The 19,308-nt window shown below is 72.2% G+C and carries 16 protein-coding genes and 2 pseudogenes; 4 read left to right on the plus strand and 14 right to left on the minus strand.

Annotated features, from left to right (window positions below; all coding sequences use genetic code 11):
- Positions 1-52 precede the first annotated feature (52 nt).
- From ACLLJJ_RS10785 to hrcA, 12 genes are all read right to left on the minus strand, one after another.
- The gene (locus ACLLJJ_RS10785; RefSeq protein ID WP_434589337.1) at positions 53-1,354 is read right to left on the minus strand and encodes a glucarate dehydratase family protein; all 1,302 of its coding nucleotides are present in this window, start codon (positions 1,352-1,354) and stop codon (positions 53-55) included.
- A gap of 120 nt (positions 1,355-1,474) precedes the next feature.
- Positions 1,475-2,464, minus strand: coding sequence for an adenosine deaminase (locus ACLLJJ_RS10790; RefSeq protein ID WP_434589339.1), 990 nt, complete (start codon positions 2,462-2,464; stop codon positions 1,475-1,477).
- Between the two features lie 42 nt (positions 2,465-2,506).
- A complete protein-coding gene (locus ACLLJJ_RS10795) occupies positions 2,507-3,415 on the minus strand; it encodes a ribonuclease Z (RefSeq protein ID WP_434589341.1) in 909 nt (302 codons plus the stop codon).
- Between the two features lie 10 nt (positions 3,416-3,425).
- Positions 3,426-3,785: a histidine triad nucleotide-binding protein gene (locus ACLLJJ_RS10800; RefSeq protein ID WP_434589343.1), complete on the minus strand. Its 360-nt coding sequence runs from the start codon at positions 3,783-3,785 to the stop codon at positions 3,426-3,428.
- Between the two features lie 117 nt (positions 3,786-3,902).
- A complete protein-coding gene (locus ACLLJJ_RS10805; RefSeq protein ID WP_434589345.1) occupies positions 3,903-4,856 on the minus strand; it encodes an ATP-binding protein in 954 nt (317 codons plus the stop codon).
- Positions 4,857-4,935: 79 nt separating this feature from the next.
- Entirely contained in the window at positions 4,936-7,257 is a 2,322-nt protein-coding gene (locus tag ACLLJJ_RS10810; RefSeq protein WP_434589347.1) for an ATP-binding protein, read from the minus strand.
- Between the two features lie 156 nt (positions 7,258-7,413).
- Positions 7,414-8,004, minus strand: coding sequence for a hypothetical protein (locus ACLLJJ_RS10815; RefSeq protein ID WP_434589349.1), 591 nt, complete (start codon positions 8,002-8,004; stop codon positions 7,414-7,416).
- A 92-nt stretch (positions 8,005-8,096) separates the two neighbouring features.
- Positions 8,097-8,489 (minus strand): VOC family protein, encoded by a 393-nt coding sequence (locus ACLLJJ_RS10820; protein WP_434589351.1) that lies wholly within the window; start codon positions 8,487-8,489, stop codon positions 8,097-8,099.
- Between the two features lie 58 nt (positions 8,490-8,547).
- On the minus strand, positions 8,548-9,297 hold the full coding sequence (locus ACLLJJ_RS10825; protein ID WP_434589352.1) for a 16S rRNA (uracil(1498)-N(3))-methyltransferase: 750 nt from the start codon (positions 9,295-9,297) through the stop codon (positions 8,548-8,550).
- Positions 9,294-10,394, minus strand: a complete 1,101-nt coding sequence (locus ACLLJJ_RS10830) for a nitronate monooxygenase (RefSeq protein WP_434589354.1) — start codon at positions 10,392-10,394, stop codon at positions 9,294-9,296. Before ACLLJJ_RS10830 ends, ACLLJJ_RS10825 begins: the two co-directional genes overlap by 4 nt.
- A 157-nt stretch (positions 10,395-10,551) precedes the next feature.
- Entirely contained in the window at positions 10,552-11,685 is a 1,134-nt protein-coding gene (gene dnaJ, locus ACLLJJ_RS10835; RefSeq protein WP_283520367.1) for a molecular chaperone DnaJ, read from the minus strand.
- Positions 11,686-12,702, minus strand: coding sequence for a heat-inducible transcriptional repressor HrcA (gene hrcA / locus ACLLJJ_RS10840; RefSeq protein ID WP_434589356.1), 1,017 nt, complete (start codon positions 12,700-12,702; stop codon positions 11,686-11,688).
- A gap of 185 nt (positions 12,703-12,887) precedes the next feature.
- Here hrcA and ACLLJJ_RS10845 point away from each other — a divergent pair, with 185 nt between their 5' ends.
- Both ACLLJJ_RS10845 and ACLLJJ_RS10850 read left to right on the plus strand, forming a co-directional pair.
- Positions 12,888-13,610 carry an MBL fold metallo-hydrolase gene (locus tag ACLLJJ_RS10845; RefSeq protein WP_434589358.1) on the plus strand — a complete coding sequence of 241 codons (723 nt, stop codon included), beginning with the start codon at positions 12,888-12,890 and terminating at the stop codon, positions 13,608-13,610.
- Positions 13,611-13,648: 38 nt separating this feature from the next.
- A complete protein-coding gene (locus ACLLJJ_RS10850) occupies positions 13,649-14,482 on the plus strand; it encodes a DUF3097 domain-containing protein (RefSeq protein ID WP_434589360.1) in 834 nt (277 codons plus the stop codon).
- A 250-nt stretch (positions 14,483-14,732) separates the two neighbouring features.
- Here the strand turns inward: ACLLJJ_RS10850 and hemW are convergent, their stop codons facing one another.
- Together hemW and ACLLJJ_RS10860 are read right to left on the minus strand one after the other, a co-directional pair.
- Positions 14,733-15,965, minus strand: coding sequence for a radical SAM family heme chaperone HemW (gene hemW / locus ACLLJJ_RS10855; RefSeq protein WP_434589362.1), 1,233 nt, complete (start codon positions 15,963-15,965; stop codon positions 14,733-14,735).
- A gap of 67 nt (positions 15,966-16,032) precedes the next feature.
- On the minus strand, positions 16,033-17,976 hold the full coding sequence (locus tag ACLLJJ_RS10860) for a SpoIIE family protein phosphatase (RefSeq protein ID WP_434589364.1): 1,944 nt from the start codon (positions 17,974-17,976) through the stop codon (positions 16,033-16,035).
- Between the two features lie 145 nt (positions 17,977-18,121).
- On the opposite strand from ACLLJJ_RS10860, the pseudogene ACLLJJ_RS10865 reads away from it, so the two are divergent.
- Positions 18,122-18,766, plus strand: a pseudogene (locus ACLLJJ_RS10865) (HAMP domain-containing protein); the annotation flags it as partial.
- Positions 18,766-19,194: pseudogene (locus tag ACLLJJ_RS10870) on the plus strand (response regulator); the annotation flags it as partial. The pseudogenes ACLLJJ_RS10865 and ACLLJJ_RS10870, both read left to right, overlap by 1 nt.
- Positions 19,195-19,308: the final 114 nt, after the last annotated feature.

Consider the following 19,308-nt stretch of genomic DNA (forward strand, 5'->3'; position numbering starts at 1 on the left):
TCGGCGGCAATACGTCAGGGATGTGAACGATCCCGTCCGCGCACGCCGGGCGTCACCAGCGCGGCAGCTGTGGCGCCGTCCACTGCTCGTGACCGTCGGCCGCGCGCATCGCGGCGGCGTCGTCGCGGTCGCGCATCGCGCCGTACGCCGTCTCGTCGAGCCAGCGGCGGTGCAGGCGCTCCAAGGCGTCCCGGTCGAGCTCGACGCCGAGGCCGGGGGCGTCGGACACGGTCAGGCGGCCCTCGTCGAAGGTGTGGCGCCGGGTGATGACGTCCTCGGTCTGCCACGGGTAGTGGCTGTCGCAGGAGTGGTCCAGGTTGGGGACGGTGGCGGCGACATGGGTCATCGCGGCGAGGCTGATGCCCATGTGCGTGTTGGAGTGCATGGACAGGCCGACGCCGAAGGTCCGGCAGATCGCGGCCAGTTCACGGGTGTTGCGCAGTCCGCCCCAGTAGTGGTGGTCGGAGAGGATCACCTGGACGGCGTCGGTGCGAAACGCCTCGCGGATCTCGGGGAAGGTCGTCACGCACATGTTGGTGGCGAGCGGCACGTCGGTCCCCGCGGACACCTCGGCCATCGCCGGGGTGCCCGGCGCCGGGTCCTCCAGGTATTCGAGGACCCCGGCGAGCTCCTTGGCGACCTTCAGGGAGGTCTCGGTCGTCCAGGCGCCGTTGGGGTCCAACCGCAGCGGGTGGCCGGGGAAGGCCTCGGCGAGTGCCCGCACGGCGGCGATCTCCTGCTCGGGCTCGAAGACGCCGCCCTTGAGCTTGAAGGAGCCGAAGCCGTGGTCGCGCACGAAGCGCCGGGCCTGCTCCACGATGCCCGCCGGGTCGAGCGCCGCGCCCCAGTCGTCGCTCTCGCCGGCGCCGCCGGGGTGCTCGGCCCAGCGGTAGAAGAGGTACGCGCTGTACTCGACGTGGTCGCGGACCTTGCCGCCGAGAAGCGTGTGCACGGGCTGCCCGTACGCCTTGCCCAGGACGTCCAGGCAGGCCACCTCGAAGGCGGAGACGACGGACAGCCGCAGCTTGTCGGCGGTCTGGACGCCGCGCAGCCCGCCGACGTCGATGGCGTGGTCCTCGCGCGCCCGGTCGACGCCGACCCGCTGGGCGAGCGTGAACAGGCCGTTGAGGTCGGCCGCGTCGTGGCCGGTCAGCAGCTCGGCGTACGGCCGGGCCAGCTCCAGGTACTTGGTGTCGCCGTACGTCTCGCCGAGTCCGGTGATCCCGCCCGCCGTGACCACCTCGACGACCAGGCGGGGGGTGTACGGCTGGTGCACCCCTTGGACATTGAGCAAGGGCGGGTCAGAGATGAGAACGGGGGTCAGCCGGACTTCGGTGATGGTCAGGTCCGTCACAGCTAGTCATCTCCGTATGTAAACGATGTCCACGTATGAAGATGCAGCGTAGGGAGGCGCACCGAAGTGCGTCAACGGTGGGGGCACAACGGTCGGGGCACGACCGTTGTGCCGGGGCCGTCAGAAGACGTGTGCGTCGACCTCGGCGAGATACCGGGCGCGGCGCTCCTCGTCGTCGTCGAGGAAGGCGGCCAGGAAGGAATTGCGCGCCAGCTCGCGCAGCTGCTCCTGGTCGAGCCCGAGCGCCTCGTGGACGGCGTGGAAGGTGTCCCCGACGTAACCGCCGAAGTAGGCCGGGTCGTCGGAGTTCACCGTCACGAGCAGCCCGGCCGCCATCATCTCCCGCAGCGGGTGCTGCTCCAGGATGTCGATGGTCCGCAGCCGTACGTTCGACAGCGGGCACAGGGTCAGTGGCACCCGGTCCCGCACCAGCCGCTCCACCAGCTCCGGATCCTCCATGGACCGCAGCCCGTGGTCGACGCGCTCGACCCCCAGGATGTCCAGGGCCTCCCAGATGTACGCCGGCGGGCCCTCCTCGCCGGCGTGCGCGACCCTGCGCAGCCCGAGGGCGGCGGCCTCCTCGTACACCTCACGGAACTTCGACGGCGGGTGCCCGACCTCCGCCGAGTCCAGGCCGACGGCGGCGATCCGGTGCAGGTGCGGCTTGGCGTCCGCCAGCGTCGCCAGCGCCGATTCGGCGGTCTCGTCGCGCAGGAAGCACATGATCAGCCGGGTGGAGATGCCGTGCCGTTCCTCGCCGCGGTCCAGGGCGCGGGCCAGCCCCTCGATCACGGTGGCGATCGGCACACCGCGCGCGGTGTGCGCCTGCGGGTCGAAGAAGATCTCCGCGTGCCGCACCCCTTGCTGCGCGGCGCGCGCCAGATAGGCGTCGGCGAGCTCCTCGAAGTCCTCCTCCGTGCGCAGCACGGCCATCAGCGCGTAGTACAGGTCGAGGAAGGACTGGAGGTCGTCGAAGAGGTAGGCGCGGCGCAGCTCCTCGGTGTCGGCGTGGGGCAGCTTCACCCCGTTCCGCTCGGCGAGCGCGAAGGCCAGCTCTGGTTCGAGGGTTCCTTCGATGTGGAGGTGCAGTTCGGCCTTGGGGAGGTGCATGAAGGTTCTTCTCGTCGGGGTCGATCGGGGCGGCGTGGTGGTTCAGGGGCTGCGCTTGGGCAGCGGCACTCTCAACAGGTCGGCGGCGACAGTCAGTTCGCCGTCGAACCCGGCCTCGCGGGCCTGGCGTTCGAAGGCATCCGGGTCGCTGTAGCGCTGCGAGAAATGGGTCAGGACGAGGTGGCGTACGCCCGCCTCGTGTGCCACCCGCGCCGCCTGGCCCGCGGTCAGGTGGCCGTGGTCGACGGCCAGCTTCTCGTCCTCGTCGAGGAACGTCGACTCGATGACGAGCATGTCGCAACCCTCGGCGAGCGCGTACACGCCGTCGCACAGCCGGGTGTCCATGACGAACGCGAAGCGCTGTCCGGGCCGCGCCTCGCTGACCTGGTCGAGCGTGACACCGCGCAGCTGCCCGTCGCGCTGCAGCAGGCCGACGTCCGGCCCTCCGACGCCGTGCTCGGCGAGCAGCGCGGGCAGCATGCGGCGCCCGTCCGGCTCGGTGAGGCGGTAGCCGTACGACTCGACGGGGTGCGAGAGCCTGCGGGCGTCGAGGACGTAGGCCGGTGCGGTGGCCAGTACCCCGTCGGCGGCGACCGGCGCCTCGGTCAGCTTCACCGTCTCGCGGTAGGCGGTGGCGTACCGCAGCCGGTCGAAGAAGTGCTGCCCGCTCGCCGGGTAGTGCGCGGTGACGGGGTGCGGGACCCGGTCGAGGTTGATGCGCTGGATCACGCCGGCCAGGCCCAGCGAGTGGTCGCCGTGGAAGTGCGTGACGCAGATCCGGTTCAGGTCGTGCGCGGCGACTCCGGCGCGCAGCATCTGGCGCTGGGTGCCCTCGCCGGGATCGAAGAGGATGCCCTCGCCGTCCCAGCGCAGCAGATAGCCGTTGTGGTTGCGGTGCCGGGTGGGGACCTGACTGGCGGTGCCGAGGACCACCAGCTCTCGTACGGACACTGGTTCTGCCTTATCCGGGGGGCCAGTTGAGACCGCGTCCGCCGAGCACGTGGGCGTGCGCGTGGAAGACGGTCTGGCCCGCGCCCCTGCCGGTGTTGAAGATGACCCGGTAGCCGGTGGCCACGATCTTCTCCTCGGCCGCGACGACGCCCGCCTCGCGCAGCACGTCCGCCGCGATCTGCGGCTCGGCGGCGGCGAGCGAGGCGCCGTCGGGGTGGTGCACCTTGGGGATGACCAGGACGTGGGTCGGGGCCTGGGGGTTGATGTCGCGGAACGCGACGGTGGTTTCCGTCTCGCGGACGACGGTCGCGGGCACCTCACCCGCGACGATCTTGCAGAACAGGCAGTCCGCCTGTGGTTCTCCCGCCATGGTCCGTGGCCTCCTCGGTTCGGTCAGGACGTGCCGCTCAGGATGTACCGATCAAGTATGTCTGATCCGGTACCCCGGAGCCGTCGCCTCCCACCGGCCGCCGACGGGCCCGCCCGCTCAGCAGCCGCTCCCCGCTGTCCGGGCCTGCGGGCCGCCGAGTCCGGCCAGCCGGACCTGCCCGTACTCCCGGTGCGCCAGCGGCAGCCGGTACGCCCCGCCGGCCTCGCGCAGCACCACCGACGCGTCGACGAGCGAGGCCAGTTCGGCGCCGCCGGTGAAGACCGTCCTGACCTGGTCGCCGGTGAAGCTGCCGGTGAACGAGGAGAGCCTGGCCCACAGCAGCCGCTCGGCCCGGCCGCACAGATCGTGGCTCCACTCGATCGCGTTCAGCAGAGTGCGGTGCCTGGCGGGTTCCTTCGGACCGTGTATCAGCACGTCGAACCGCTCGCCCGGGGTGCACAGGCTCCCGTACAACCGCTCTGGTTCGGTGGCACGCAGGCTGCGCGCGGCCAGTAGCACGCTCAGCGGGTCGCCGTCGAGCCGCTCCGCCAGCATCCGGCTCCAGAAGCTGGACAGCGCGACGCCATGCACCTCGGCCTTCTCCCGCAGCAGTTCCACCGTCCGTTCGCTCGGCAACGGGCGCACCGCGACGGTCTGTTCACCCGGCACTCCGAGCGGGGAGCGGCTCGTGGTGAGGATCTGCAGGCGCGGGCAGCTGTCGTGCAGCCGGCCCACGAGGTAGGCGCAGCCGGACCGCACGTGCTCACAGGTGTCCAGTACGAGCAGACCGCGCCGGCCCGCGAGCAGCCGCAGCACAACGTCCGTGGGGTCGGGCCCCGGTGTCGCCGCGGCGTGCAGGGAGGCAGCGACGGCGTGCGGGACCAGCGCGGCGTCGCCGCAGGCGGCGAGGTCGGCGTGGTGGACGGGCAGCTCCACGGCCTGGGCGACCCGGGCCGCGAGATGGGTCTTGCCGACACCAGCGGGCCCGGTCAGGGTGACCAGGCGGGTGGTGGCGAGGCGTGCGGTGAGGTCGGCGACGAGGGCATGGTCGGGGTCGGTCGTTGCGGACATGCGAGCACTGTGGCGCGGGGCCCCGCGCCCGCGCGTGGACCTGGACCGGAGATCCGTACACCTATTTCCCGCCGGGCCCCTACCTAGGTAGGCCCGTCTTGTCCGCGCCCACCAGGGCGGCGATCTCCCCGCGGGAGGCGAAGCCGAGCTTGGCGAGGATGTGCTCGACATGGGCGTCGGCGGTGCGCTTGGAGATGACCAGCTGCTCGGAGATCTCCCGGTTGGACATGCCCCGGTGCACGAGCGCGGCGACCTCGCGTTCGCGGCGGGTGAGGGCCGCGAGCGAGGGCCCGGGGGGCGTGTCGGCGTCCGGCAGCGGGTCCACCGGCTCGCCCAGGGCGAAGGACACCACCCTGGCCAGACCGAACACCTCACCCTCGGCCACCAGCCGCTTCCCCTCGGCCGCCCCCAGGGCCTGCCCGATCCGCGTCTGGCTCTCGGCGAGCAGCGCCAGCAGCGTGGCGTCGCCCTGGAAGAGCGAACAGACACCGCGCGCCACGGCCTGCGCCCCGCCCAGCAGCACGGCGGCGTCCGCGAACCGCCCGTCCTCGGCGGCGCACCAGCTCAGCAACGCGAGGCAGTTGCCCGTACCGAACCGCTCGGGCAGCGCGGCCAGGTCGCGCAGGCCGCGGCGGCCGTACTGCTGCGCGGCGACATGGTCGCCGCGCAGCAGCCGGGTGAACGCCAGCAGGAGCCTGGCGGTGCCCGACTGCCAGCACTCGCCCTCCGGCAGCACCTCGACGGCGTGCCGCAGCTCGCGCTCGGCCCGGGTGAGGTCACCGGTCCAGATGTAGTGCATGCCCAGGTCGCGGTAGGCCCAGGCGAGCAGCAGGGGCTCGCGGAGCTCCTCGGCCAGGGCGATGGCCTCCTCGCTGAGCCGCCGCGCCTCGTCCTTGCGGTCCAGGTAGATGTACGCCCCGGCGAGGGCCACCAGACCGAGCGTGCGGCTGCGCCGGTCCCCGGCGCGGTCCGCGGCCTCGATGGCCAGCTGGACGACGGGCACCGCCGCGGCCATGTCGCCCTGGATACCGGTGCAGTAGGCGCTCTGCCAGAGCACCCGGGAGCGCTCGGCATCGTCGCCGCAGCCCGTCTCGATCGCCCGGTCGCACCAGCGGCGCCCCTCGGCCAGCCTGCTGCGCCCGATCCACAGCCCTTGCAGCGCCCCGGCCAGGGCCACCGCAGCCGCCTCCTCGCCGGGCACGAAGCTCGACTCGAACACCGCGCGGAAGTTGTCGATCTCCCGGTCGAGCCGGTGGGTCCAGGCGATCTGGTCCGCGCCCGCCCAGGCCGTGTAGGACTCTCGGGCCAGCCGCAGGTAGTAGTCGCGGTGGCAGGCCACGAACTGCCGGGCCTCGCCGGACTCCGCGAGCCGTTCGGCGCCGTACTCACGGATGGTGTCGAGCATCCGGTAGCGGTCCCCCGACGCGTCCTCCTGGCGTACCACCACCGACTTGTCGACCAGACCGATCAGATGGTCGACGATGTCGTACGCGTCGCGGTCCGCGTCCACGCAGACCTGCTCCGCGGCCTCCAGGTCGAAGCCGCCCGCGAAGACCGAGAGCCTGGCCCACAGGGTCTGCTCCTCGGGCGTGCACAGGTCGTGGCTCCAGTCGATGGTGGTCCGCAGGGTGTGATGGCGCAGTTGCGCGGCCCGGCCGCCGCCGAGGCCGCGGAAGCGGTTCTCCAGGCGGCGCAGCACCTGGTCCAGGGGCAGGGCGCGCAGCCGTACGGCGGCGAGTTCGAGGGCGAGCGGGATGCCGTCGAGGCGCCGGCAGACGGCCATCACCTGCTCGCGGTTGTCCGGGGTGACCGCGAAGCCGGGGCTGGCGGCGGCGGCCCGCTCCACGAACAGCTTCACCGCGTCGTAACGCTCTATGTCGCCGGCGACCGTGGCGGCCGGGACCCGCAGCGGGGCGACCGGCACGGCGTGCTCGGCCGGTACGTCGAGCGCCTGCCTGCTGGTGAGGAGCAGCCGCAGATCGCGGCAGCTGCTGAGCAGGATCTCGGCGAACATCGCGCAGGCGTCGACGAGATGCTCACAGGTGTCGAGGACCAGCAGCGTCTGCTCGTCGCGGAGGAACTCCACCACCATGTCGAGCGGGCTGCGTCCGTTGCCCTCGGGCAGGCCGAAGGCTGCGCCCACGGTGTACGGGATGAGCTCGCCGTCGTGCACCCCGGCGAGCTCCACCATCCTTACGCCGCCGCGGAACTGGTCCGCGAGCGAGGCCGCGGCCCGCACCGCGATCCGGGTCTTGCCGACGCCCCCCGGCCCCAGGAGCGTGACCATGCGGGCGCTGCCGAACAGCGCGCGTACCGATTCGATTTCGGTCTCCCGGCCGACAAAGCTCGTCATCTCGCTCGGGAGGTCACCCCGCTGCCAGCGCCAGCCCGATTCCGACATGCCTGCCCCATCCGCTCGACACCGGCCAACTCCCCATACTAGGAGCGAGGTCACCGGCTGTCAGGGTGGTCGCGGTCTCGCACTCACTTAGCGGTCGCTTCGATGCCCCTCGCATTCCCTCTGCCGTTCCCCCGGCGCCCCTCGCCGCGTCGCCTGTCACTTCGACGGCGGGCACGCGCAGGTGGGTTCCGGGTCCGCGGTGACGGTGGCCGTGACGGTCACGGTGGGCCGAGGCGGGTCGTCGCCCGGCGGACGCGGGTCCGGGGTCCGCGTCGGCTCGTGGCTGATGGGCGGCGTCGGGTTCCTGGTGGTCGGCGCGGCCTGGCAGTTGCCGAGGACATCGGCCTGGAAAACGGTCCTGCTGTCGACCCGGGCCGTCAGGTCGCCGCGTACGCAGCGCCCGTCGCGCTCCTCGGTCACCTTGCCCCCGATACGGATCTCCTGCCCGTCCTTGGTCTCGCCCTCGCACTTGACGGACGCGACGCCGCGGGCGGAGCGGGTCGGCGCGGTGGTGCTCGTAGCCACCCTGCGGCCCTCGCCGACCGTCGCCGTACAGCTCATCCACCGCACATCGACGCCGGCGCGCTCCAGTGCGCGGGTGCCGGTCTGGTCGGTGGTCATGGCCACGGCCACCGAGCTCAGTCCGCCCGCTCCCGGCTCGCAGGCCGCGACCGCCACGACCGCCGCACCGGCGAGGCCGATCGCCGCCAGAGTGCGCCGGTGTCGTATGCGCCTCAAAGCCCCCATGGGCGGCAGCCTCCCACCCGGCGGCCGGATGGAAAAGACAGGTTGCGGCCACGTCCTGGCGGGCCTTGGCGGTCAGGCCGGGCCCAGGGTGGTCAGCCCTGCATCAGCAGCCACTCCTGAAGCTCCACGAGGTTGCCCTCGGGGTCCTTCAGGTGTGCCACGCGCATCCGGTCGGTCAGCGGGGCGGGCCCGTGCACCAGGTCGGCGCCGCGGCCGGCGATCTCCTGGCAGTAGCGGTCGAGGTCGTCGACGCGCAGCACCACGAGCGAACGGTGGCCGTCCGGCACGTCGGCCAGCTCCCCGAGGACCTCGGCCATCACGGCGCGGTCCTGGAGGGCGATCCCGGCGGAGCCCCCGAGTGGCGAGAACTTCTCGTACGGGCCGTGCGCGAAGCCCGACTGCGGTGTCAGGCCGAGCACTTCGCCATAGAAGCGGTAGCAGGCGGGGAAGTCCGAGACGAGCAGCCGGACCTGGGCGAGTTCCATCACAATGCCCTTCCTGGGAGGCGGATCCTGGAGGGAAGGACCCTGGGGACGGACCGGGTCAGGACCAGCGGCCGGTGCGTCCGAGGAGCAGCGCGGCGGCGGCGGTTCCGGCGGTGGAGGTACGCAGCACACTCGGACCCAGCCGGTACGGCTCGGCCCCGGCCTGCGCGAAAAGCGCCAACTCGTCCGGGGAGACGCCCCCTTCGGGACCGACGACCAGCACGATCGTCCCCACGTCGGGGAGTTGGGCGGTGGCCAGGGCCTCGCTGCCCACCGAAGGGTCCTCGTGCAGGACGGCCGCGAAGTCGGCGGTGGCCAGAAGTGCGCCCACCTGCTTGGTGCTCATGACGTCGGCGACCTCGGGGAAGCGCACCCGGCGCGACTGCTTGCCCGCCTCGCGGGCCGTCGCACGCCACTTGGCCAGGGCCTTGAGGCCGCGCTCCCCCCGCCACTGCGTGATGCAGCGGGACGCGTGCCACGGCACGATCGCGTCGACCCCGGTCTCCGTCATGGTCTCGACGGCCACTTCGCCGCGGTCGCCCTTGGGGAGAGCCTGGACAACGGTCAGGTGGGGCGCGGGTGTTGGCTCCTCGGAGACCGAGTCCAGCTGGACCACCAGCCGGTCCTTGTCCTCGGTCGCCAGTACGACGCACTCCGCCCAGCTGCCGCGGCCGTCCGTCAGGACGACGTCCTCACCGGCGTGCAGCCGCTTTACGGTGACGGCGTGCCGCCCCTCGGGCCCGTCCAGCACAAACCTGCCCCCGGGCCCGGAAGCCAGTTCGTCGACGACGAAGACCGGAGCCGTCATGACACCTCGCCGCGCTTCACCGGCGCCGAGACGTCCCGCAGGGCCAGTTCGGCCCGCGCGGCGTCGGTCTCCGCCGCCAGCACCTCGACGAGCTGTCCGGCGGGCAGCTCGCGCGCCATCCGGTGCCCCTGGCCCGCCCACAGGGCCATGCCCTGGGCGTCGCCCGCCTTGGCCGCGGCCTTGCGCAGGCCGGAGGTGATGTGGTGCACCTGGGGGTAGGCGGCCGGGGCGTACGGGCCGTGCTCGCGCATGAAGCGGTTGACGAGGCCGCGGGCGGGGCGGCCGGAGAAGGCGCGGGTGAGCTCCGTGCGTACGAACAGCGGGTTCGTCATGGCCTGCTTATGCAGGGCGTTGGCCCCGGACTCGGGACAGACCAGGAACGCCGTACCGAGCTGCGCGGCCTCCGCGCCCAGCGCGAGAACCGCCGCGATCTGCGCGCCGCGCATCAGGCCGCCGGCCGCGATGATCGGCAGCTGTATGGTCTCGCGGACCTGCGTGATCAAGGACAGCAGGCCGATCCCGGTGCCGTCGGTCTGCGGGTCGTCGCGGTGTGTGCCCTGGTGGCCGCCGGCCTCGATGCCCTGCACGCACACGGCGTCGGCGCCGGACCACTGCGCGGCCTGCGCCTCCTCGGGCGTGGTGACCGTCACGACGGTGAAGGTGCCGACCTTGGCGAACGAGTCGAGTACGGGGCGGGCGGGGCAGCCGAAGGTGAAGGAGACGATGGGGACGGGATCGTCGAGGAGGATGGCTAGCTTCGCCTCGTAGCCGTCGTCGGAGCCGCCGTCGGTCTCGCCGAGAGGGGTCTCGTACCAGCCGGCCTCGCCCGCGAGCTGATGGCGGTACACCTCGATGGAGGCCGGGTCGGCGGAGTTGGGCTGCGGCATGAAGAGGTTGACGCCGAACGGCCGGGGCGTCAGCCCCCGCAGCTGCTTGATCTCCTCGTACATGCCGTCGGCGGTCTTGTAACCGGCGGCCAGGAAACCGAGACCACCGGCCTCGGAGACCGCCGCGACCAGCTGAGGACACGATGCGCCGCCCGCCATGGGGGCCTGCACGATCGGAGAGCGACAGAGATCGGTCAGTGCGGAGGACATGAACACATCGTTTCACGTCCTCCGCACTGCGCCGAATCGGGCCGTGCGCCCCGCGAGGCGCGCGACGCCGGCGGCGGAGCCCACCTGCGGCAGAGCCGACGGCCGGACCGGCCGGGGCCCCCGGGGCAATCCCCGGCCGACCCGGCCACGAGCCGCGTCAGCGCCCGTTGAACGCGTCCTTCAGCCGGGAGAACAACCCCTGCTGCCCGGGTTGGAACTGCCCGATGGGGCGTTCCTCGCCACGCAGCTTCGCGAACTGGCGCAGCAGGTCCTCCTGCTGCGGGTCCAGCTTCTGCGGGGTCAGCACCTCGACGTGCACGATCAGGTCGCCCCGGCCGCCACCCCGCAGATGCGTGATGCCACGCCCGTGCAACGGGATCGACTGGCCCGACTGCGAACCGGGCCGGATGTCGATCTCCTCGATGCCGTCCAGCGACTCCAGCGGCACCTTCGTGCCGAGCGCCGCCGCCGTCATCGGGATGGTGACCGTGCAGTGGAGATCGTCACCGCGCCGCTGGAACACCGCGTGCGGCAACTCGTGGATCTCGACGTACAGATCGCCCGCCGGACCGCCGCCGGGGCCGACTTCGCCCTCGCCTGCCAGCTGGATCCTGGTGCCGTTGTCGACACCGGCCGGGATCTTGACCGTGAGCGTGCGACGGGACCGGACCCGGCCGTCGCCCGCGCACTCCGGGCACGGCGTCGGCACGACCGTGCCGAAGCCCTGGCACTGGGGGCACGGCCGCGAGGTCATGACCTGACCCAGGAAGGACCGGGTGACCTGCGACACCTCACCACGACCGCGGCACATGTCACAGGTCTGCGCGGAGGTGCCCGGCGCGGCGCCCTCACCGCTGCAGGTCGTGCACACGATGGCCGTGTCGACCTGGATTTCCTTGGTCGTACCGAAGGCCGCCTCGTTGAGGTCGATCTCCAGCCGGATCATCGCGTCCTGGCCACGCCGCGTCCGCGACCTCGGCCCACGCTGGGACGCCGTTCCGAAGAAGGCGTCCATGATGTCCGAGAAGTTCCCGAAGCCGCCCTGGCCGAAGCCGCCGGCTCCGCCGCCCGCCTGCGAGAGCGGGTCACCACCGAGGTCGTAGACCTGCTTCTTCTGCGGGTCCGACAACACCTCGTAGGCGGCGTTGATCTCCTTGAAGCGTTCTTGTGTCTTGGGGTCAGGATTGACATCCGGGTGCAGCTCGCGGGCGAGCCGACGGAATGCCTTCTTGATCTCGTCCTGGGAAGCGTCGCGGCGCACGCCGAGTACGGCGTAGTAGTCCGTGGCCACTTACGACTCCGCCAGGATCTGTCCGACGTAACGTGCCACTGCGCGTACCGCTCCCATCGTTCCGGGGTAGTCCATGCGGGTCGGTCCGACCACGCCGAGTTTGGCGACTGCCTCGTCGCCCGAACCGTAGCCGACTGCGACGACGGACGTGGAACTCAGCCCCTCATGGGCGTTCTCATGACCGATTCGTACGGTCATGGTCGAATCTGTTGCCTCACCCAGCAGCTTGAGGAGCACGACCTGCTCCTCCAGCGCTTCCAGCACCGGCCGGATGGTGAGGGGAAAATCATGTCCGAAGCGGGTGAGATTGGCGGTGCCGCCAATCATCAGCCGCTCCTCGGTCTCCTCGACCAGAGTCTCCAGGAGAGAGGACAGCACCGTCGAAACGGTTCCTCTGTCGTCCGTGTCGAAGGATTCCGGGAGATCCTGCACCAGCTGCGGTACGTCCGCGAAACGACGCCCCACGACCCGGCTGTTGAGCCGGGCGCGCAGGTCCGCCAGCGAGGCCTCACCGAACGGCGCGGGACAGTCGATCATGCGCTGCTCGACCCGTCCGGTGTCCGTGATCAGCACGAGCATCAGACGGGCGGGCGCCAGTGAGAGCAATTCCACGTGGCGCACCGTCGAGCGCGTGAGCGACGGGTACTGCACGACGGCGACCTGCCGGGTCAGCTGCGCGAGCAGCCGGACCGTGCGGGCCACCACGTCGTCGAGGTCCAGTGCTTCGTCCAGGAAGCTGTGGATCGCGCGGCGCTCGGGCGTCGACAGGGGCTTGACCCCCGCGAGCCGGTCCACGAACAGGCGGTAGCCCTTGTCCGTCGGAATCCGCCCTGCGCTGGTGTGCGGCTGGGCGATGAAACCTTCATCCTCCAGGGCGGCCATGTCATTGCGGACCGTGGCCGGGGAGACACCGAGCTTATGCCGCTGGGTGAGCGCCTTGGAGCCCACCGGCTCCTCGGTGCCCACGTAGTCCTGGACGATGGCGCGCAGCACCTCGAGTCTGCGTTCGCTGAGCATGGCGCACACCTCCAGCTGTCGGTCGTCGGCTTCTGCTTGGCACTCGCTGCGGGTGAGTGCCAGCAAATCTCCCTGGCCAGTGTACGGCGGGGAGGTGCGCCCCTAGCAAGGGCGGCCGCTCACGATGTCGCACGACGGCGCTGTTCAGCGGGCGGAGTGTGCCTGGATGGGTCTAGCGTCGCGGTATGGACGTCAGTTGGGAAGAGGCAGGGTGGGAGCGGCTCGCACCGGGGGTGGGGCGGCGGCGCCTGCCCGGGTGGGACGCGACGACCGGGCTGGTCGCGGGCACCGGCCGGGCTCTGGTGATCGACACCGGCTCGACCCTCAAGGAGGGTGCCGAGCTGCGCACCCAGGCGCAGGCCCTGCTCGGGCACCGGGTGACGCATGTCGCGCTGAGTCATTCCCACTTCGATCATGTGCTGGGCACGGCGGTGTTCTCGGGCGCCGAGGTGTACGGGGCGGCGGGCCTGGACGCGTTCCTCGGGCGGAGCCGGGACGCGGTGCGCGACAGTGCGATCCGCCACGGTGTCGCGGCGGCCGAGGCCGCGGAGGCGGCCGACCTGCTGGTCGCACCGCAGCACACCGTCTGCGGTGAGTGGACGCTGGACCTGGGCGGCGGCCGTCAGGTGCTCCTGGTGAACGTGGGTCCGGGGCACAGCGGTCACGACCTGGCGGTCCTGGTGCCCGGCAGCCCCCAGGTCGTCTTCTGCGGCGACCTGGTCGAGGAGTCGGGCGAGCCGCAGGCCGGCGCGGACGCGCACCCGTCCCGGTGGCCGGCCGCGCTGGATCGGCTGCTCGCCCTGGGCGGCGAGGACGCCGTGTACGTGCCGGGGCACGGGGCGGTCGTCGACGCGGCCTTCGTACGCGCCCAGCGGGACGCGCTGGCGGCCCGCTACAGCGTGTCCTGACGTCACCCCGGCAGGGGACTCGGGGATATCGTCGGCCGATGCGCAGTCGACAGTACGGGCCCGATCTGACCCCGCCGTGGAAGAAGACCGCCCCCGCTCCAGAAGTGGCCGCCGAGCACGATCTTGTCGTGGAGGAGGTCACCACGGGCTTCTGCGGTGCGGTGGTCCGCTGCGAGAAGACGGCCCAGGGCCCGACGGTCACCCTGGAGGACCGCCACGGCAAGCACCGGGTGTTCCCGATGGAACCGCGCGGCTTCCTCCTGGAGGGCCGCCCGGTCACGCTGGTACGCCCCGGCGCGGCGGCCCCCGCCCCCCTGCGCCGCACGCGCACGGCGTCGGGCTCGGTCGCGGTGCCGGGGGCGCGTGCCAGGGTCGCGCGCGCCGGGCGCATTTACGTGGAGGGCCGCCACGACGCGGAACTCGTCGAGCGGGTCTGGGGCGACGACCTGCGCATCGAGGGCGTGGTCGTGGAGTACCTGGAGGGAATCGACGACCTCCCGGCGATCGTCGAGGCCTTCGCCCCGGCCCCCGACGCCCGGCTGGGCATCCTGGTCGACCACTTGGTCCCGGGTTCGAAGGAGTCACGCATCGCCGCGCAGGTCTCGGACGCGAGCGTGCTGGTCGTGGGCCACCCGTACATCGATGTGTGGGAGGCGGTGAAGCCCTCCGCGGTCGCGATCCCCGCCTGGCCGAGGGTGCCGCGCGGCCAGGACTGGAAGACGGGCGTGTGCCGGGCGCTGGGCTGGCCGGAGAACACCGGGGCGGCGTGGCAGCGCATCCTGGCGTCGGTCCATTCCTACCGGGACCTGGAGCCGGAACTGCTGGGCAGAGTGGAAGAACTGATCGACTTCGTCACGGCGCCCACGCCGTAGGGGCGAAGCCCGCGAGGGCAGGCGGGGCGGGCAGCTGGGGGTTGGTCCAACAGGCCCGGGCGCGCCCGATCCCGTCCCTGTCTCCCGACCCCGAAATCCAGCCACTCCGGCGGTTGAGGCACGGGGTCCGGGGGCGGGCCCACAGATCAGGGAAGGGGCGGGTGGAAGATCAGCGCCGCGGGCGACCCGCGTCGCGCCCCCGCCCCGCGCACCGCTCCCGCGGCCTCCGCACCGCCAGACCCCGACGGGGTCAGTCCACCAAATCCCGAACCACCGCGTCCGCCAGCAACCGCCCCCGCAGCGTCAGCACGGCCCGCCCGGCCGCGTAAGGGGCGGCCTCCAGGAGCCCGTCCCTTACCGCCCGCTCCGCAGCGGCCAGCCCGGCGGGAGCGAGCAGCGAGACCGGGCAGCCGTCGACCAGTCGCAGCTCCAGCAGGATCCGCTCGATACGCCGGTCCTCCGCCGGAAGCACCTCGCGCCCCGCCCCGGGCGACCGCCCCTCCCCCAGCGCCTGCGCGTACGCGCCGGGGTGCTTGACGTTCCACCACCGCACACCGCCCACGTGGCTGTGCGCGCCGGGACCCGCGCCCCACCAGTCCGCGCCGCGCCAGTACAGCTCGTTGTGCAGGCAGCGCGCGGCCTCCGAAGTGGCCCAGTTCGACACCTCGTACCACTCGAAGCCGGCCGCGGACAGCGCCGACTCCGTCATCAGATACCGGTCGGCGTGCACGTCGTCGTCCGTCATGGGGACCTCGCCCCGCCGGATCCGCCGCGCCAGCTGGGTCCCTTCCTCCACGATCAGCGCGTAGGCGCTGACGTGGTCGGGCCCGGCCCCGATCGCCGCGTCCAGCGACGCCTGCCAGTCCGCGTCGGACTCTCCCGGTGTGCCGTAGATCAGGTCCAGGTTCACATGCTCGAAGCCCGCCGCCCTGGCCTCCGCGACACACGCCTCGGGACGCCCGGGGGTGTGCGTGCGGTCCAGCACCTTCAGCACGTGCTGCTTCGCGCTCTGCATCCCGAACGAGACCCGGTTGAAGCCACCGTCCCGCAGAGCCGCCAGATACGCCGGGTCCACCGAATCCGGGTTCGCCTCGGTCGTGATCTCGGCGTCCTCGGCCAGCCCGAACTCGTCCCGGACCGCCCCCAGCATCCGTACGAGATCACCCGCCGCCAACAGCGTCGGCGTACCCCCGCCCACGAACAGCGTCCGTACCGGCCGGGGGTCGTCGCCCAGCACCTTCCGGGCGAGGCGGATCTCGTCGATCAGGGTGTCGGCGTAGTTGTCCCGGGAGGCCAGCGCACCGCCGGAGCCGCGCAGCTCGGTGGCCGTGTAGGTGTTGAAGTCGCAGTATCCGCAGCGCGTCGCACAGTACGGAACATGCAGGTAGAAGCCGAGCGGTCGCTCGCGCGCACCGTCCAGGGCATGGAGAGGCAGCGCCCCGTCGTCGGGCACGGGCTCACCATCGGGCAGTACGGAAGGCATTCCCCCAGTGTCCCAGGCCGCCGCGGGTCCCCGCGCCGCCCGGACCAGGGGCGCAACCGAGGGCCCGTCACTGCGCCTGCAGCACCAGCAGCGCCACGTCGTCGTCGAGCGGCACCGGCGAGAAGTCGTACACCTCGCGCATGATCCGCTCGACGATGCCCTGCGCGCTGAGCCCCGCGCACCGCCCCAGCGCCGCCGCGAGGCCGTCCCCGTCGTCGAACATCCGCCGCCCCGAGCGCCGCTCGGTCACCCCGTCCGTGACGCACAGGAGGGTGTCGCCGGTCTCCAGAACGAAGGTCTCGCTCTCGAACGCGACGTCCTCGACCACCCCGAGAAGCACCTGCGACGCGACCGCGGGCCGCACGCTGCCGTCGGGCCGCAGGATGAGCGGCAGTGGGTGACCCGCGCAGGCCAGGGTGCAGCGGGCTCCGCCGCCGGTCTCGGCGGGCAGCGGCACCAGCTCCCCGTACAGCAAGGACAGGAACCGCGACTGGGGCCCTTCCGGCACTGTCCCGCCCACCACAGCCCCCGGGAGACCCCCGGGGATGCCTGCGTCGGAGGCAGCCGCGGTCGCCGCGGCCAGCCGGGCCGCGGCTTCCACCGCTTCCAACGCGTCGTCGAGGAGCAGCCGGTTCAGCCGGTCGAGGAGCTCGCCGACCCCGCGGCCCTCCCGGGCGAGCAGCCGCAGCCACGGCCGGACCAGGCCGGTGACGACCGCCGCCTCCGGCCCGTTGCCCTGGACGTCGCCGAGGGTGAAGCACCAGGTGCCCTCGGGGCCCGCGATGACGTCGTAGAAGTCGCCGCCCGCGAGCCCCTGCCCGCGCGGCTGGTACACCAGGGCCTTCTCGATCCCGGGAATGTCGGCCATTCGGCCCGGCAGCAGGGCCCGCTGGAGGACCCGGCTGATGGTGACCTGCTGGGTGTACTGGCGGGCCGCGGCGACCGCGACGGCGACGCGCCGCACGAAGTCCTCGATCAGGGCGGTCACTTCGTCGGGCATCCGCGGCAGCCCCGCCCGCCCTAGCATCATCGTGCCGACGCCGCGGCCGCCCGCGATCAGCCGGTAGGCGACCGCCGCACCGTCACAGCCGTCCACGTCGCCCTCGCCCGGCCACGGCACCGGGACGGGCCCGCCGCGGGCCGAGTCCGGCAGTCTGGGCGGCTCCTTCTCCACCCGGGCCCGCAGCTCCTCGATGCTGCTCTCGCGCTGGTGCCAGACCCGGGAGAGCCGTGCCACGCCCCCCTCGCCCTCCAGCCACACCGCGCACCAGTCGGCGAGCCTGGGCACCAGCAGCTGTCCGGCGAGCGCGGCCACCATGTCCTCGTCGAACTGGCCGGTGAACAGGTCGGAGGCTTCGGCGAGGAAGGACAGCGCGCCGCGGTTGATCCAGTCCGCGTCGTGCTCGCGGGTGATCCGCCGGGGCACCGGGGCGAGGATCTCGACACTGCGCGGCCCGCGCTGCAGCGCCTGGTCGGCGCTGTCGGACGGCGCCGCCGACGTCGCGGGGCCGGACGCGCCCTCGATGGGGATGCGGGCCCAGACGGTCTTGAGGCCGGCACGGTAGGTGACGCCCCAGCGCTCGGAGAGGGCGGCGATCAGGTGCAGGCCGCGCCCGGACTCGGGCCCGCGGCCGTCCGACTTCAGGGCCGCCGGTTCATTGCGTACGACGCGGGTGGGGTGGTGGTCGGAGACTTCGAGCACCAGGGCGGCCGGATCGCCCTCCCTGGCCTCCTCCAGGTGGCACACGAGCTCGACGGTCGTGCCGGCGTGGACGACCGCGTTGGTCACCAGCTCATTGACGAGGACCACCGCGTCGTCCGCGAACCAGTCGGTGAAACCGGCGGCGGCCGGCAGCCCGAGCCCGGTCCATTCGGCGAGCGCAGCGCGGACGAACCGGCGGGCCGCGCCGGGCGCGAGCGGATTTCCGGGCAGGCTGGTACAGGCGGCCGGAGGGGCGCCGGGCAGCGTCACGGGCAGGTGCGTCGAGCGGTACGTCGTCTCTCGCTGCATCGGAAAAGGCCCCACGGCCCGGCCCCCGATCGGTTCGCTCACGGTTCTCCCATTACGCCGCCGCCGACTCCGACAGAGTGACAGACTGACCGCGCCCATAAGCACCGAGTCACCGAAGTGGGCCTCTATGAGCGACGACCGTGCTATGCCACCCTCCGGTGACGGAGGGGTCCCCCTCTCCGAGTTGCGCCCGCTGCTGGCCGCTCTGACAGCGCTGCGCGACGGCAACTTCCGAGGCCGACTGCCGGAGGCGCGCGAAGGGATGGCCGCGGACCTGGCCACCGCGTTCAATCAGATCGCCGACCGCACCGAGTACTTCAGCGACGAGCTGACGCGCGTACACACCGAGGTCGTCCGGCACGGCCGGCTGGACGAGCGGCTGGCGGCCAGCCCGGGACGGGGCTCCTGGAGCGCGAGCGTCACCAGCACCAACACCCTGCTCGACTCCCTGGCGGTGCCCGCGGCGAACGCCACCCGGGTGCTCGACGCGGTGGCGGGCGGCGATCTGACCCAGCGGGTCGATCTGCACGACGGAAACCGGCGGTTGCGCGGCGACATGCGCAGACTCGGCCGGGCCGTCAACAAAATGGTCGACCAGCTGTCGCTGTTCACCGGCGAGGTGACCCGGGTGGCCCGCGAGGTCGGCACCGAGGGGCGACTCGGTGGCCGCGCCAAGGTGCAGCGCTTGTCGGGCAGTTGGCGTGATGTCACGGAGGCGGTCAACACGATGGCCGCCCGGCTCACCGATCAGGTGCGCGACATCGCGGCGGTGACCACGGCCGTGGCACGCTGGAAGCGGTGCTCGGCGGCCTGAACGAGCCGCTGGTCCGGGCCCGTTCGGGTGAGGAAGCGATGAAGGCCCTGCTGCGGGAGAGGTTCGCGGTCATCCTGCTCGACGTCCGCATGCCCGGCATGGACGGCTTCGAGACCGCGTCCAACATCAAACGGCTGGACCAGACGAAGGACGTCCCGATCATCTTCCTGACCGGGACGGAATCGGACTCCGGCTACGCCTTCCGGGGATACGCCACGGGCGCCGCGGACTTCCTCACCAAGCCGTTCGACCCCTGGGTCCTGCGCGCCAAGGTCACCGTGTTCCTGGAACTGCACCGAAAAAACCGGCAGTTGGAGAGGCTGCTGACCCAGGAGCAGGAGTCGTTCGCGCGGCTCGCCGAGCAACTGGCGGCGATCGAGGAGGAACTGGCCTGGAGGAGATGAGGCGCGGCCGGGGCAACCACTGACCCCAACCGCGCCCGCGTACTTGCCCCCGGCCGTCACGCCGCCGGCGGACCCGCCCCGGGGGGAAGCCCCCGCACCCCCGGCCGTCACGCC

The sequence above is a fragment of the Streptomyces sp. A5-4 genome (assembly GCF_051131715.1).
Classification (GTDB): Bacteria; Actinomycetota; Actinomycetes; order Streptomycetales; family Streptomycetaceae; genus Streptomyces.

What these genes read in the sequence shown, in the direction of transcription:
- ACLLJJ_RS10790 (WP_434589339.1), bottom strand. Translation starts at nt 2,464, where the DNA reads ATGCACCTCCCCAAGGCCGAACTGCACCTCCACATCGAAGGAACCCTC.
- ACLLJJ_RS10850 (WP_434589360.1), top strand. Translation starts at nt 13,649, where the DNA reads ATGCGCAGTCGACAGTACGGGCCCGATCTGACCCCGCCGTGGAAGAAG.
- ACLLJJ_RS10810 (WP_434589347.1), bottom strand. Translation starts at nt 7,257, where the DNA reads ATGTCGGAATCGGGCTGGCGCTGGCAGCGGGGTGACCTCCCGAGCGAG.
- hemW (WP_434589362.1), bottom strand. Translation starts at nt 15,965, where the DNA reads ATGCCTTCCGTACTGCCCGATGGTGAGCCCGTGCCCGACGACGGGGCG.
- ACLLJJ_RS10845 (WP_434589358.1), top strand. Translation starts at nt 12,888, where the DNA reads ATGGACGTCAGTTGGGAAGAGGCAGGGTGGGAGCGGCTCGCACCGGGG.
- ACLLJJ_RS10820 (WP_434589351.1), bottom strand. Translation starts at nt 8,489, where the DNA reads ATGGAACTCGCCCAGGTCCGGCTGCTCGTCTCGGACTTCCCCGCCTGC.
- ACLLJJ_RS10825 (WP_434589352.1), bottom strand. Translation starts at nt 9,297, where the DNA reads ATGACGGCTCCGGTCTTCGTCGTCGACGAACTGGCTTCCGGGCCCGGG.
- ACLLJJ_RS10815 (WP_434589349.1), bottom strand. Translation starts at nt 8,004, where the DNA reads ATGGGGGCTTTGAGGCGCATACGACACCGGCGCACTCTGGCGGCGATC.
- ACLLJJ_RS10860 (WP_434589364.1), bottom strand. Translation starts at nt 17,976, where the DNA reads ATGCAGCGAGAGACGACGTACCGCTCGACGCACCTGCCCGTGACGCTG.
- ACLLJJ_RS10805 (WP_434589345.1), bottom strand. Translation starts at nt 4,856, where the DNA reads ATGTCCGCAACGACCGACCCCGACCATGCCCTCGTCGCCGACCTCACC.
- hrcA (WP_434589356.1), bottom strand. Translation starts at nt 12,702, where the DNA reads ATGCTCAGCGAACGCAGACTCGAGGTGCTGCGCGCCATCGTCCAGGAC.
- ACLLJJ_RS10830 (WP_434589354.1), bottom strand. Translation starts at nt 10,394, where the DNA reads ATGTCCTCCGCACTGACCGATCTCTGTCGCTCTCCGATCGTGCAGGCC.
- ACLLJJ_RS10800 (WP_434589343.1), bottom strand. Translation starts at nt 3,785, where the DNA reads ATGGCGGGAGAACCACAGGCGGACTGCCTGTTCTGCAAGATCGTCGCG.